This window comes from Haloferax sp. s1 (assembly GCF_058382125.1).
The window spans coordinates 1-1,280 of the sequence record NZ_JBZRPK010000136.1; the positions used below are offsets into that span (position 1 = coordinate 1).

1 protein-coding gene is annotated in these 1,280 nt (G+C 64.3%); it reads left to right on the plus strand.

The genetic code is table 11. From position 1 onward, the window contains the following. Positions 1 to 834: eIF2B alpha/beta/delta subunit family protein (locus QT222_RS00990; RefSeq protein ID WP_491476010.1), on the plus strand; the 834-nt coding region annotated here is incomplete at its 5' end. Positions 835 to 1,280 lie beyond the last annotated feature (446 nt).

Sequence of the window (1,280 nt, forward strand, 5' to 3'; positions counted from 1 at the left end):
ACGCACGGCTCAGCCTGGATTTCAATCCGCGCACTGGAGGTGCTGCGTGACACCGCAGTCGAGGCAGAATCGCGAGATGATTTGGTCTCGCTCGCCCGGGAACTCCGCGACGCCCGCCCCAGTATGGCCGCCGTCGGCAACCGAATCAATCGGGTGATGGCGGACGCCGACCGGAGTCCGGAGGGAATCCGCCGCCGCACCGAAGCGGAAATCAACAGCGCGGTCGTCGCCGACGAAACCGCGGCGGCGGAGGCGGCGCAACTCCTCCGCGAGCGCGACTTCGACCGGGTTGCGACACTCTCTCGGTCCGGTACAGTCGTCGCGGCCCTCAAAGATGCACAGCCAAGTGTCGTCGTCGCCGAATCACGACCCGGACTTGAAGGCGTCACCGTCGTCGAAACGTTGGCGCGAGCGGGCATCGAAACCACACTCACCACCGATGCGGCGCTTCCGAACCTCGTCGCGTCGGGCGAGGTCGACTGCGTGCTCGTCGGTGCCGACTCGGTTCTCGCGTCGGGTGCCGTCGTCAACAAGGTCGGGAGTTACCCCGTCGCGCTCGCGGCCGACCGCGGCGGAGTTCCGCTCTTCGCCGTCTGCGCCCGCGACAAGATACGCGTCGACGACGAGTTCATCGGTGAAGACGGCGGTTCGTTGTACGACGGCGAGGAGTCGGTGGCAACTGAGAACCCGCTTTTCGAGGTCGTTCCAGAGGAGTTCGTGACGGGCGTCGTCACCGAAGACGGCGTTCTCGACGCTGAAGGCGTTTCGAAGGTTACGGTGGAACACGCCGAACTCGAAGCGTGGGACGACCAAGACGACGACACCGGTCGATGAAAACCGTGAAATGTGCCACCGGCCTAGTCCCTCACGGGCGGCGGTGACGAAGGTTACCCCCACCGAGCCCCTTGTGACGATGCTCAACAACACCTGAGCCGCCCTTCTAACGACGATTGATTGCTGAGATACATCGTTCCTATCCCTAATCCGTGCGACACTGACACACAACCCCAGTGCGGTTTCAGTCCCCACAGCCCCAGATACCACATGGACCGACGGGCATTTCTGTGCCTCCTCTCGGCCGCGACTGCAGGATTCGCAGGCTGTACCGGCGGAAATTTCCTGCCCCCCAAACCGGGGCTTTCCGCACCCCAAAAACCCCACCCCGGGGGCAAAAACCGCATTTCTCGAATCGCCTGTGGCGAACCCCCCGAACCCTCCCGCGGTTCAGGGGGGGGTTTCGTAACACACGATGCCCCCGGTAGGGGGGGGAGGGACGTGGC